This window comes from Myxococcus sp. CA039A (assembly GCF_013336645.1).
Lineage (GTDB): Bacteria > Myxococcota > Myxococcia > Myxococcales > Myxococcaceae > Myxococcus > Myxococcus llanfairpwllgwyngyllgogerychwyrndrobwllllantysiliogogogochensis.
The window spans coordinates 1-12066 of sequence record NZ_JABUMQ010000333.1; the positions used below are offsets into that span (position 1 = coordinate 1).

10 protein-coding genes are annotated in these 12066 nt (G+C 67.0%); 9 read left to right on the plus strand and 1 reads right to left on the minus strand.

Going from position 1 to position 12066, the window contains the following annotated elements; translation table 11 throughout:
* Positions 1-160 precede the first annotated feature (160 nt).
* The 8 genes from HR086_RS38360 to HR086_RS38395 all read left to right on the plus strand — a co-directional run bounded on the left by HR086_RS38360 (position 161) and on the right by HR086_RS38395 (position 9869).
* Positions 161-787, plus strand: a complete 627-nt coding sequence (locus HR086_RS38360) for a hypothetical protein (protein WP_174457195.1) — start codon at positions 161-163, stop codon at positions 785-787.
* Between the two features lie 206 nt (positions 788-993).
* Positions 994-1494, plus strand: a complete 501-nt coding sequence (locus HR086_RS38365; protein ID WP_141648439.1) for a GbsR/MarR family transcriptional regulator — start codon at positions 994-996, stop codon at positions 1492-1494.
* Positions 1491-2240: an ABC transporter ATP-binding protein gene (locus HR086_RS38370; protein WP_141648440.1), complete on the plus strand. Its 750-nt coding sequence runs from the start codon at positions 1491-1493 to the stop codon at positions 2238-2240. The genes HR086_RS38365 and HR086_RS38370 overlap by 4 nt, the downstream gene beginning before the upstream one ends.
* Position 2241: 1 nt before the next feature.
* Positions 2242-4350 carry an ABC transporter permease gene (locus tag HR086_RS38375; protein WP_174468110.1) on the plus strand — a complete coding sequence of 703 codons (2109 nt, stop codon included), beginning with the start codon at positions 2242-2244 and terminating at the stop codon, positions 4348-4350.
* 4 nt (positions 4351-4354) lie between these two features.
* The gene (locus tag HR086_RS38380) at positions 4355-5656 is read left to right on the plus strand and encodes an FtsX-like permease family protein (RefSeq protein WP_174461805.1); all 1302 of its coding nucleotides are present in this window, start codon (positions 4355-4357) and stop codon (positions 5654-5656) included.
* Between the two features lie 5 nt (positions 5657-5661).
* Positions 5662-6444, plus strand: a complete 783-nt coding sequence (locus tag HR086_RS38385) for an outer membrane lipoprotein-sorting protein (RefSeq protein WP_174457198.1) — start codon at positions 5662-5664, stop codon at positions 6442-6444.
* Positions 6441-8069 (plus strand): hypothetical protein, encoded by a 1629-nt coding sequence (locus HR086_RS38390; RefSeq protein ID WP_174457199.1) that lies wholly within the window; start codon positions 6441-6443, stop codon positions 8067-8069. The genes HR086_RS38385 and HR086_RS38390 overlap by 4 nt, the downstream gene beginning before the upstream one ends.
* A 159-nt stretch (positions 8070-8228) precedes the next feature.
* Positions 8229-9869 carry a hypothetical protein gene (locus tag HR086_RS38395; protein WP_174468111.1) on the plus strand — a complete coding sequence of 547 codons (1641 nt, stop codon included), beginning with the start codon at positions 8229-8231 and terminating at the stop codon, positions 9867-9869.
* 314 nt (positions 9870-10183) lie between these two features.
* Here HR086_RS38395 and HR086_RS38400 read toward each other — a convergent pair whose 3' ends face one another.
* Positions 10184-11626 (minus strand): LVIVD repeat-containing protein, encoded by a 1443-nt coding sequence (locus tag HR086_RS38400; RefSeq protein ID WP_174457201.1) that lies wholly within the window; start codon positions 11624-11626, stop codon positions 10184-10186.
* 193 nt (positions 11627-11819) lie between these two features.
* Here HR086_RS38400 and HR086_RS38405 point away from each other — a divergent pair.
* On the plus strand, positions 11820-12066 hold a 247-nt coding region (locus HR086_RS38405), incomplete at its 3' end, for a hypothetical protein (protein ID WP_174468112.1).

The window sequence follows — 12066 nt, forward strand, 5'->3', positions numbered from 1 at the left end:
ACCCTGCCCATGGCCCACCGGCAGGGGAGGGGCCGGGCACGCGCCGACCTTGCCCCCCCAGCCCTGTCCCCTTCCACGGTCGCACCTAGCTTTTGGAACAGCGGAGGGACCGATTGCATCACGCACACCCCTCCGTCGCACTCACACAGGAGACTCTCCCATGAAGAAGCTGGTTGGGGTTTTCGCGGCGATGGCGCTGATGGGGTCCGGCGCGGCGATGGCGAACGATGACAAGACCAAGCCGCAGCAGGACCCTGCGGCCCAGGGTGGCTCGGGCACCTCAGGTACCGGGAGCACGCAGCAGGACAGCTCCATGCAGCAGGACAGCTCCATGGGGGGCTCTGGCTCCACCATGGGCTCCAGCGCCATGGGCCAGAAGGAGCTGAGCGGCAAGGTGGTGAAGGCCGAGAGCAGCAAGGTCTTCGTCCAGGACGCGCAGGGCGCGGTGGTGACGCTCGACATCGACAAGAGCACGACGTTCACCGACCCGACGCTCAAGAAGGCCAAGGACCTCAAGGAGGGTCAGGAGATCCGGGCCAGCTTCGAGGTGAAGGAAACGAAGAACATGGCCAAGAGCATCTCGCTGTCGGGCACTGGCGGCGCGGGCACGGACGTCATGACGCCTGACCCGACCATCAACCAGCCCGCCCCGGACACGGGCACCCAGGACCCGGGCGCCCCAATGGAGGAGCCGGGCACCGGCGGCTCCGGCATGGGGACCGACAAGAACAAGGACATGGGGACCGGCACCTCCGGGGACAAGAGCACCAGCCCCGACACGTACTGAGCCGACGGACCGGTACCCGTGACGCACGTCTTCCCCCGAGACGGGGATGAGCAGGGCCCGCGGCCTCCACAGGTCGCGGGCCCTGCTTGCGTTCACTTCATTCAGTATTGACTGAATGGTCTGAACGAACTAGATGCCGGGCGCCACCCTGGCCCTTCGCGGACGTCTGTCGCGCGCGGCCTCCTCGGGTGAGACGGAGGCCGGGAATGAAGGAGCTGGGCGCCGCGGAGCAGCGCTTCATCGAATCGATGGGGCTGTACTTCGAACGGCAGGGCAGCACGCGCATCGGCGGGCGCATCCACGCGCTCCTGATGCTGACGGACCAGCCGCTGTCGCTCCAGCAGATTGCCCGCGTGCTCAAGGTGAGCGCGGCCTCCGTTTCCACCAACATCCGCGCCAGCATGGCGATTGGACTGGTGGAGCCCGCCAGCGTGCCCGGAGACCGGCAGCACTACTACGTCGTGAACAACGACGGCTGGGAGAGCCGGCTTCGCACCGCGGAGGACAGCGTGAAGGCGTTTGTCCGCGTGTGCCAGGAGGCCCTCCGCGCGCCGCAGCTCGCGCACAAGCAGCACCTGCTCGAGGCGGCGGACTTCTGTGAATTCTACCTGGCCGAAATGGCCGGCATCGCCGAGCGGTGGCGCGCCTCGCGCGGCGCCCGCCCCTCGCCCCGCACCCCCAAGGCATCGAAAGGACGCACCGCATGAACGCCGCAGTCGCGCAATCTCCCATCGTCTCCATCACCAACGTGACCAAGGACTACACCCTCGGCAAGGTGGTCGTCCCGGCGCTGCGAGGCGTGGATCTCCAGGTGCATCCCGGTGAGTTCATCTCCATCGCCGGCCCGTCCGGCAGCGGCAAGACGACGCTGCTCAACCTCATCGGCTGCGTGGACACCGCCACGTCGGGTGTCGTCAGCGTCGCCGGCCAGGACACCAAGCAGCTCACGGAGCGCCAGCTCACGCACCTGCGCCTGCACACCATCGGCTTCATCTTCCAGAGCTTCAACCTGGTGTCGGTGCTCAGCGTCTTCCAGAACGTGGAGTTCCCGCTCCTGCTCCAGCGCAAGCTGGACAAGAACCAGCGCAAGGAGCGGGTGAATCAGCTGCTGGAGCAGGTGGGCCTGGCCCATCACGCCAAGCACCGCCCCAACGAGCTGTCCGGCGGCCAGCGTCAGCGCGTGGCCGTGGCGCGCGCGCTCGTCACCCGGCCCCAGCTGGTGCTGGCGGACGAGCCCACCGCCAACCTGGACTCGGTGACGGGCCAGCACATCATCGACCTGATGAAGGAGCTGAACCAGAAGGAAGGCACCACCTTCATCTTCTCCACCCACGACGCCAAGGTGATGAACCACGCGAACGCCGTGGTGCGTCTGGCGGACGGCAAGATTCTGGACCGGCTGACCCCCTCCGAGGCGAAGCGGGCCCTGGCCGTGGGCGCGGAGGGTCACTGACATGGGCCAGCTCCGGTTGCTGATGCAGGTGGCCTTCCGCAACCTGTTCACCAGCAAGATCAACATCCTCATCGGCGGCATCATCTTCTTCGGCACGTTGCTGGTGGTGGTGGGCGGCGCGCTGCTCGACAGCATGGACAGCGCGATGAGCCGCAGCATCATCGGCAGCGTCGCGGGCCACCTCCAGGTCTACTCGGACGACTCCAAGGACGAGCTGAGCCTGTACGGCGGCATGAGCGGAGAGCCGGACCTGGCGGTGCTGGACGACTTCAGCCGCATCAAGCCCGTCCTGGAGAAGCACCCCAACGTGAAGACGGTGGTGCCCATGGGCACCAGCGGCGCGCTCATCACCTCCGGCAACACGGTGGACCTGACGCTCGCGCGCCTGAGAGACCTCTACAAGAAGCGCGCGGAGGAAGGCGAGTCCCCTGCCCTTCGCGCGAACCTCGACAGCGTCAAGTCACACGTGCGGCAGATGGTGTCGCTCATGGAGGAGCAGCGCAACAAGAGCCGCGAGCTGCTCAGCTCCGCCGCCGTGGACCCGCTGGAGGTGGAGGCCCTGGCGCGCGCTCGCACCGACGCGTTCTGGGACACCTTCGAGCAGGACCCGTTCGCCTCGCTGGAGTTCCTGGAGAACCGGATCGCCCCGCAGCTTCCGGACGGCGACCTCCTGGACATGCGCTACGTGGGCACGGACCTGGACTCCTTCCAGCGCACCTTCGACCGCATGGAGATTGTCGACGGTCAGCCGGTGCCCCAGGGCAAGCGCGGCATGCTGCTGTCCAAGTTCTATTACGAGAACTTCCTCAAGCTGAAGACGGCGCTCCGGCTGGACAACATCAAGCAGGAGCGGGACCTCAACCAGAAGCGCATCGACACCGACCCGCAGCTGCAGCGCTGGGTGAAGGAGAACCAGACGCAGCCACGGGAGATCCTCTTCCAACTGGACCCCATCAAGACGCGGCAGGCGGTGGAGCGGCTGCAGAAGGTGCTCGGCAGCAAGGAGGCCTCCCTGGAGAAGCTCCTGTCGGAGTTCCTCACCACCACCGACGACAACTTCGACACGCGCTACCAGCAGTTCTACGCGGAGCTCGCGCCGCTGTTGGAGCTGTACCGCATGCGCATGGGTGACAACCTCACCATCACCGCCTTCACGCGCACCGGCTACGTGCAGAGCATCAACGTGAAGATCTACGGCACCTATCAGTTCAAGGGGCTGGAGAAGTCCGCAATGGCGGGCGTCATCAACCTGATGGACCTGATGTCCTTCCGGGAGCTGTACGGCTACCTCAGTCCGGACCGCAAGGCGGAGATCGCCGAACTGCAGAAGAACAGCGGCCTGAAGGCGGTGGACCGCGCCAACGCCGAGGAAGCGCTCTTCGGAGAGGAGAGCGGCAACACGCTGGTGGCGGAGGCCACGCCGGGACTCATCGAGGACTCGAAGGCGTTCGAGGGGGCCCTGGGCTCGCTGCGCCGGGACGACCTGGCCTCGCGCGTCTACTCCCAGCAGGAAATCGAGCAGGGCGTGGCGCTCAGCGCGGCCATCATCCTCAAGGACCCCGAGCAGCTCCAGCAGACGATGGAGGAGCTGAAGCAGGCCTCCACGGCGGCGGGATTGAAGCTGCGCGTGGTGTCGTGGCAGCAGGCCGCGGGCCTCATCGGCCAGTTCGTGCTGATGGCGAAGCTGGTGCTCTACTTCGCCGTCTTCATCATCTTCATCGTCGCGCTGGTCATCATCAACAACGCGATGATGATGGCCACCCTCCAGCGCGTGCGCGAAGTCGGGACGATGCGGGCCATCGGCGCGCAGCGCTCCTTCATCCTGAGCATGGTGCTGGTGGAGACGGTGCTGCTCGGCTTCGTGTTCGGCGTGGGCGGCGCGCTGCTCGGCAGCGGCATCATGAGCGCGCTGGGCAGCGCCGGCATCCCCGCCGGCAACGAGGCGCTGTACTTCTTCTTCTCCGGTCCCCGCCTCTATCCCACGTTGAGCGCCGGCAACCTCATCGCGGCCTTCGTGATTGTCCTCCTGGTGTCCGCCATTTCCACCCTCTATCCCGCGTTCCTCGCGACGCGGGTGTCGCCTCTCCAGGCGATGCAGACGGACGAGTAAGGCCATGTTCCAACTCTTCCTCATCGCATTCCGAAACCTCGGCACCCACCGGCGGCGCACGCTGCTGCTGGGCGGCGCCATCGCCGGCGTCACCGCGCTGCTCGTCATCCTCATGGGCCTGTCCACGGGCATGAAGGAGACGATGCTGCGCTCCGCCACCACGCTCGCCACCGGCCACGTCAACGTGGGCGGCTTCTTCAAGGTCACCGCCGGCCAGGCCGCGCCGGTGGTGACGGCCTACCCCAAGATTCTCGAGCTGGTCCGCAAGGAGGTGCCGGAGCTGGACTACGCCGTCCAGCGCGGGCGCGGCTGGGCGAAAATCGTCAGCGAGTCCGCCTCCATGCAGGTGGGCGTGGGCGGCATCGACGTGAAGGACGAGCCGGGCTTCCGGCAGGTCCTGCAGATCCACGAGGGCAACCTGGACGGGCTGAACGAGCAGGGCACCGTGCTCCTGTTCGAGAAGCAGGCCAAGCGGCTCCAGGTAAAGGTGGGCGACACCGTCACCGTCTCCGCCCCCACGATGCGCGGCACCAACAACACGGTGGACGTCCGCGTCGCGGCCATCGCCACCGACGTGGGCATGATGAGCGACTTCAACGTCTTCGTCCCGTCCAACACGCTGCGCTCGCTGTACCAGCTGCGCGACGACACCACGGGCGCCCTCTATCTGTACCTCAAGGACGTGAACCAGGTGCCCGTCGTCCAGGCGCGGCTGCGCACGGTGCTGGCGGACGCGGGCCACCAGCTCATGGACAATGACCCTCGCGCCTTCTGGATGAAGTTCGAGGTCGTCAACCGCGAGGCGTGGACCGGGCAGAAGCTGGACATCACCAACTGGGAGGATGAGCTGTCGTTCATCACCTGGACGCTCACCGCGCTCAACGGGCTGACCGGCATCCTCATCTTCGTGCTGCTGGTCATCATCGGCGTGGGCATCATGAACACGCTGTGGATCGCCATCCGGGAGCGCACCCGGGAGATTGGCACGCTGCGCGCCATTGGCATGCAGCGCACCCGGGTGGTGGCGATGTTCCTGTTCGAGGCGATGACGCTCGGGGCGCTGGGCACCCTGGCGGGCGCGCTCATCGGGCTGGCCGTCTGCCTGGGCGTGGACGCCGCTCACGTGGGCGTCCCGGCGGCCGTGGCGATGTTCATCATGTCGGACCGGCTGCACCTGGTGGTGAACGCGGGCTCCGTCGTCGGCGCCATGGTGTTCATCACCACCTGCACCACGCTCATCTCGCTGATTCCCTCCTTCCTCGCCGCGCGCCTCAAGCCGGTGACGGCGATGCACCACATCGGATGAAATCCATGAGCCTCAAGAATCTGCTGTCCGCCGCGGCGCTGTCCGTGGCCATGTTGTCCGCGCCCGTCGCGCTGGCCCTGGAGCCGGCCGCCATGACGCAGATGCTGGCGACCATCGATGACCGTCAGCGCAACGGTGGCGACTACAAGTCGCTCATCTACATGGAGCAGAAGGAGAAGGACAAAACAGACAACGTGCGCGAGGCGTTCGTCTACCGGCGCGACGCGGACGACAAGCTGATGATCCTCTTCAGCAAGCCCAAGACGGAGGCGGGCAAGGGCTACCTGCGGATGGACAAGAACCTCTGGAGCTACGACCCCAACGTGGGCAAGTGGGAGCGCCGCACCGAGCGCGAGCGCATCGCCGGCACCGACAGCCGACGCGCCGACTTCGACGAGTCCCGTCTGGCCGAGGAGTTCGACCCAACCTACGAAGGCGAGGCGAAGCTGGGCAAGTTCACCGCCCACAAGCTGCTCTTGAAGGTGAAGCCCAACGTGGACGTGGCCTATCCCCTGGTCAAGATGTGGATAGACAAGGACACGAACAACATCCTCAAGCGCGAGGACTACGCACTGTCCGGCCGGCTGATGCGCACCGCGCTCTATCCGCGCTGGAAGAAGATCTTCAGCGAGTCCAAGGGCGCCGACGTCTGGTTCCCCGAGGAGATCCGCTTCTACGACGAGGTGGAGAAGGCCAACTCCACCATCATCCTCATCAAGTCCGTGGACCTGCGCCCGCTGGAGGCCAACCTCTTCACCAAGGCCTGGCTCGAGAGCAAGAGTCGATGAGCCCGCGCAACCTCACCCTGGCCACGGCCCTGTCCGTGGTCCTCGCCGGCACCACCGCGCTCGGGCAATCCGGGCGGCCGGACGAGAATGCCCTCTTCGGGGGCGAGGACGACAAACCCGCCCAGGCGGACACGCCCGGGGAGGCTCCCACGCCGGGGCGTCCCAGTGACGACGAGGTGTTCGGCGAGGACCCCGCGCCGTCCGCGGATGCCGACGCGAGCAACACGGGCGACGCGACCGAGCGGCAACCGCCGCTGACCACGGCTCCGCCCGAGCCGGGAGACCGGGACTCGCAGGCGCTGTCGGGGCCAGGGACGCGCAGCGCTTTCGACTCCGATGAGGCCGTGGACGACCCGCTGAAGATTGGCGGGCAGTTCTACATGCGCGGCTTCGCGGCGGCGACGGAGGGGACGTCGTTCGGTGACACGTCGTTCTCCGCGCCCACCCTGGTGGACGGGTACTTCGACGCGCGGCCCATGGACCGGCTGCGGGGCTTCGTGGTGGGGCGGTTGAGCTACGACCCCACCGTGGCCACGCAGACGGGCACCACGGACAACAACACGCCGTCCAATCCTCGCGTGCTGCTGGACCAGGCCTGGCTCCGCTTCGATATCGAACGGACCCTGTTCCTCACCATCGGCAAGCAGCATGTGAAGTGGGGCACGGGGCAGATCTGGAACCCCACCGACTTCCTGTCACCGCAGCGGCGCAATCCGCTGGCGTTCGTGGACCTGCGCACCGGCGTGTCCATGTTGAAGGTCCACGTTCCCTGGGAGGCGAAGGGCTGGAACTTCTATGCCATCGCGGTGATGGATGACCTGGGCACCGATGCGGGCGCGCTGGTCGACAACACGGGAGGCGTTCCGCCCCCCGTGGCGGCCGACCCGGTCAACCGCCTGAGCCGTATCGGTGGGGCGCTGCGCGCGGAAGTCGTCCTCGGGCCCGCGGAGTTCGGCGCCAGCGCCGTGGCACAGCGGGGCCGCAAGCCGCGCTTCGGGTTCGACCTGTCCTCGGCGTTGGGTCCCATCGATGTCTACGGAGAAGTGGGCATCAAGAAGGGCACCGAGCGCCCCTTGTACCGAATCCCCGCCGGAACCACGTACGAGGAGATCATCAAGGACACGTCGCTGGTGGAGGCCTATGTCCCCTCGGGGCTCACGCCCCAGGTGACGGGTGGCGCCAACTACAGCTTCCCTTACGGCGACAACGACATCGCAGTGCTGGGCGTGGAGTACTTCTACAACTCGACGGGCTACACGAGCTCCTTCGGCTATCCGTACCTGATCGCGGAGGACGCCTTCCAGCCGCTGTATCTGGGCCGCCACTATGGTGCCGCGTACCTGTTCCTGGACCGGCCCGGGTCGCTCGAGCGCACGTCCTTCAACTTCTTCACGCTCAGCAACCTCTCGGACAAGTCGTACATCAGTCGGATCAACGTCACCCACCGCGCCCTCAGCTACCTGACGGTCGAGGCCTATGGCGCCGTTCACTACGGCCACAAGGGTGGTGAGTTCCGACTCGGCTTCTCGGTGCCCGACGTCGACGTCAACGGGGAGACCGTTCATGGCCGCACCCTGGCGGCGCCCACCTTCGAGCTGGGCGCGGGGTTGCGCATCAGCATCTGACGCGGACACCTCGCGCAGTGGAGTTTCAGGGACCGCGTCTCCTATTCCCGGGGACGCGGTCCTTCGTTTTCGGGGGCAGGTCGCCGCCCGGGCGGGCCAACGAGGGGCGCTTGGGCCGACGAGGTGCCGGAGAATTCATGCAGTGAACATCCTTCCGGCATGCACCTGTGGATCGCCATCGCCGCCGGATTGAGCCTCGCGCAGGGTCAGAGCGAGGCGCCCTACCCTTCCCCCACGGATCCGTCCAACAGGGGCCCCGCGGCTTCGGCCCTGCGGGATGCGAACGAGCAGGCCGCCGAGGCAGCGGACGGCGCATGGCTCCCTCCCAACTACGTCCTTCAATCTCCGATGGCGGATGGGACGGCGCCCTATGGGCCCTACAGCATCACGCCTGCTCTTCCGGATGGCGATGCCCCGTCGACTTCCGGCGAGGTGGCTATCGACGAAACGTATCGGAACTATGAGCCCATCCCCGCCGAGGTGCCGGAAGGCACGGGGGGCAGTGGGACGGATGACTCCGATGCTTCATCAACGACCTCGGGGACGACAGGCGGAGATGCCCCGGGCGTGGGTGGTTCGGGCAATGTGACAACAGGACAGGGGGCGGGCTCGGATGACTCGGGTGATGCTCGGGTTTCGCAGCCAGGTGGCTCGAACACCGAGGCCGTGGCTCCGTCGTCGGCATCGCAGGCTGGCGGGCTGGATGGAACGGCCGGCACGGCGCCGCAGACCCCGATTCCGAGCGGACAGGACTCGTCCGACGTTTCAGGCACGGACAGCGCTGGCCAGACAGGAATCGGTGGTTCTGGCACGGATGCCACGACCCAGCCCAGCACTCAGGGCTCGACCGGCGACTTGGACACGAGCGGGACGACGGCTCCCGTGGATCCCATGGGGACTGGCGGCTCGGGTACGAGCACCACGACGCAGCCCGACAACCAGGGCGCGACCGGTGGCACGAGCACGACGACGCAGCCCGTCAACCCGGGCACGACCGGCGGCACGAGCACGACGACACAGCCCGATAATCAAGGCGCGACGGGTGGTTCCGGCACGGAGGCCACGACACAGCCTGATAACCAGGGCGCGACGGGGGGTTCCGGCACGAGCACGACGACACAGCCTGACAGCCAGGACTCCCTTGGTGGCTTTGGGCCCACTGAAACAGAGCAACTCGATGGACAGGGCGGCGCGGGCGCGTCGGGCGACACATCGACCGCGCCGGCTCAACCGCAGCAACAGTCTTCCGTGAGCGGGCAGCAGAATGGAAACACCGCCGCGAACCCTTCGGCCCAGGCCACCGAGCCCGCCACGGACGCGGAGGTGACCCAACTGCGGAATCGCCTTCAGCAACTCGAGGAAGAACTCAAGACACGCGACACCCAGATTGAACAGAACGCCCAGGCCACCCAGCAGCAAGTCGACACGTTCGGCGAGCGCGCGGTCGAAACCGAGCGCTCACGTCAGCAGCGGCTCGCCGCAATCCAGAGCGCGGGGGAGTGGATGCTCGCGGCGGATGCCGCGCTCCAACAGGGCGAAGACGATGTCGGCAACGCGCTGGACATCGCCGACAGCGCCTTCGCCAGCGTCCGCGACAGCGCCGCCGAGTTCGGCCAGGGGACTGTCATCGTTCATGCTGAACGCGCCCGCGCCCTGATCAACCTCGCCCGCGACGCAGCCGGACGCAGCGACACGTATTCCGCGCGACGCGCACTGCAAGATGCCGGCGTCGAACTCAGCCTCGCTCGCAGCGCCAGCCTCGGCAGGTCCGGCACGGGCAACTCGTTGCTCACTCCGTGAAGCCAGCCTCGGCAGGTCCGGCACGAGCAACTCCCTGCTCGCGCTGTGACACCAGCCTCGGCAGGTCCGGCACGGGCAACTCGCTGCTCACTCCGTGACGGCGGCCTCGGCACGTCCGGCACGGCCAACTCCCTGCTCGCGCCGTGACACCAGCCTCGGCAGGTCCGACACGGGCAACTCGTTGCTCACTCCGTGACGCCGGCGAAGCACCTGGCTCACGAACGAAGCGACCGCACAACGCAGCACCTTCCGCGCACGACACCGGCGAGGCGCCTCACTCACGAGGCGCCTCAACCGATGGTGCGACCTGATGCTCACGGCGTCTCGCGGAAGATGAGCAACCCTCGCGACGAATCCGTCGCGTACACGTACCCATCCCCGGGAACGTTCACGCTGTTGAGCCCCTCGAAGAACGAGATGCCACGGCCAGCATCCGTCTCACGCCAGGTGTTGTAGTACGCCACCTGCCGCGGCACGCTCGGGTTGCTCACGTCCAGCACGCGCAGGCCATCCTGATAGTGCGCCACGTAGAGCTTCGCTCCCGACAGCGCCAGCGCGCGGATGGAAACCTCCGGACGAATCCGGAACTCACCCACCTGGAGCACGTTCGCCGGAGACGCGACATCCAGCACAGTCAGGTGCGCGTCCCAGTCCTCGCCAGCGGAGAAGGCCAGCGTGCGGTCACCCACCGTGCCCACCGCCACCGTGCGCGACGTGCCACCACTGAACCGCCCCAGCAGCTTCGGCGTCGACGGCGTGGTGATATCCGACACCGTCACGCCGTAGGTCCAGTTGCTCACGTACAGGCGATTGCCCACCGCCATCACATCCATCGGCACTTCGCCACCCTGCGGCTGCGCGCCCTCGACGAAGTAACGGTCCACCAGCTTCGGCTGCACCGGCGTCGTCACGTCGAAGATGAGCACCTCTCCGTTGGGCGCGGGCGACGCCGCGAACAGGAGGTTCCCCTCCACCGCCAGCGACACCACCTCCACCGCCGGGTCCGCCAACGCACGCAGGAAGGCGGGCGCCGCCGGATTCGCCACGTTGTAGAGGGCCAGGCCATTCTTCTGGCTCGCGACGAAGAGCGTGGTGCCCTTCACCGCCACGTCCGTGTAGACGTCGTTGCCCGGATTGCCCTCGCCCACCCGCCGCGCCTCGGCCGGGTTGGTCACGTCGAAGACGAAGAAGCCCTCGGGGCCCGCGGGCACATAGGCGTAGCCACCCGACACCGTCAAATCCCGCGCGGCGCCGCGCGGCAACGCGAGCTCCTTCACCAGCTCCACGCCCGACGACTCGCCTTCGCCCGCGTTGCGCTCCAGGCGAGCCCCCTTGAAGGTGCCCTGCAGATCCAGCGCTCCGTCCACACACCGACGGAACGTTCCCTCCAGCTTCGTCGGCGCACTCGCCTCGCAACCCGCGAACGCGTAACGCACCGTGCGGCCGTACGTGTCCACCACGTCGGCGGCCAGATAGAAGGTGTCCTCCGTGAGCTGCTGCTCCGTCACCGACAACCCCAGAATCTGGGCCCCTGAACCGCCCGACAACTTCAGCGCTCCCGCGGAGCCCGAGCCGTCGTTCAGTTCAACATTGACGTTCCACACCCCGGTGGACTGCACCGAGGCGAGGCTTGAACGCTGACAGGCCGACAGGTTGATGGCGGCAAGATGACACTCCGCCTTGTTCTTGGAGTCGTCGTCCTTGCCGCAACCCAGGGCGAGGACCAGCGTGCTGCTCAGTAGGAAGAAGCGTCTCATGGCCCGTATGCATACCGGGCGTTGGAACCCAACGAAAGCCCTTCCCTCTTTCTCCCCAAGGGAGCGGCGACGTCCACCGCCCGGCAAGTAAACGAAAAGAAATTATCGAGGCGCTTGTATAGGCTCACTCCTGAGAGCGAGCCTCCTAGGAAGCACCTGTCTCGCCAGTACCCCACCCCAAGAGGTGACCTTCGTGAACCCCCGTCTCCTCGCTGCCGCCGCGCTGACCCTGCTCCTCCCGGAGCTGGCGTTGGCCCAGGTCTTCGTCGTGCCTCGTCGCCCGGGCAAGACGCCGGTGAACAGCTTCGAGTTCGAGTGGCGGCACGTCGACATCCTCGTGGGCCCACAGGCCACCGGGGTCGCCAAGCCTCCTGACAGGACGGCGCATGAACAGCCGCCCGAGGCACAAGGGGGAGCCAACCCCGACGCGCCCACCACCC

Bases quoted from the DNA above. Each gene is read 5' to 3' on its own strand.
- HR086_RS38365 (WP_141648439.1), top strand. From the start codon at position 994: ATGAAGGAGCTGGGCGCCGCGGAGCAGCGCTTCATCGAATCGATGGGG.
- HR086_RS38370 (WP_141648440.1), top strand. From the start codon at position 1,491: ATGAACGCCGCAGTCGCGCAATCTCCCATCGTCTCCATCACCAACGTG.
- HR086_RS38390 (WP_174457199.1), top strand. From the start codon at position 6,441: ATGAGCCCGCGCAACCTCACCCTGGCCACGGCCCTGTCCGTGGTCCTC.
- HR086_RS38360 (WP_174457195.1), top strand. From the start codon at position 161: ATGAAGAAGCTGGTTGGGGTTTTCGCGGCGATGGCGCTGATGGGGTCC.
- HR086_RS38375 (WP_174468110.1), top strand. From the start codon at position 2,242: ATGGGCCAGCTCCGGTTGCTGATGCAGGTGGCCTTCCGCAACCTGTTC.
- HR086_RS38395 (WP_174468111.1), top strand. From the start codon at position 8,229: ATGCACCTGTGGATCGCCATCGCCGCCGGATTGAGCCTCGCGCAGGGT.
- HR086_RS38400 (WP_174457201.1), bottom strand. From the start codon at position 11,626: ATGAGACGCTTCTTCCTACTGAGCAGCACGCTGGTCCTCGCCCTGGGT.
- HR086_RS38385 (WP_174457198.1), top strand. From the start codon at position 5,662: ATGAGCCTCAAGAATCTGCTGTCCGCCGCGGCGCTGTCCGTGGCCATG.
- HR086_RS38380 (WP_174461805.1), top strand. From the start codon at position 4,355: ATGTTCCAACTCTTCCTCATCGCATTCCGAAACCTCGGCACCCACCGG.